This window comes from Pseudoalteromonas sp. SIMBA_162, from assembly GCF_046535955.1.
GTDB classification, from domain to species: domain Bacteria; phylum Pseudomonadota; class Gammaproteobacteria; order Enterobacterales; family Alteromonadaceae; genus Pseudoalteromonas; species Pseudoalteromonas marina.
Genome location: NZ_JAWJBQ010000272.1, coordinates 1 through 279, shown reverse-complemented (window position 1 = coordinate 279; position 279 = coordinate 1). Strand labels below are relative to the sequence as shown.

Below are 279 nucleotides of genomic sequence, written 5' to 3'. Positions count from 1 at the left end.
CAACTCATAACACCTGGGACATTAATGGAAGGAAAAACAATTGATGGTAAGTCAAACCATTATATTGCAAGTGCCGAGCAATTATCAAAGCAAACCTTCTCCCTAGCTTATTTGGACGTATCAACTGGTGAAGCAAAGACAACGATTGTAGAAGGTGGAATGAAATCACTACTTCAACAATTAATGTCATTAAATATTCGAGAATTAGTAGTTACTGAACAGTTGCAAATTTTATTAGAAGAACCGGCGAAAAACTTAAACTTAGTGCTATCCCTTGAA

General features: G+C 35.5%; 1 protein-coding gene. It reads left to right on the top strand.

The annotated features are described in order from the left end of the window. Positions 1 to 24: 24 nt before the first annotated feature. Positions 25 to 279 (top strand): hypothetical protein (locus R0J88_RS19645; protein WP_410900818.1); only part of this gene is annotated, 255 nt, incomplete at its 3' end.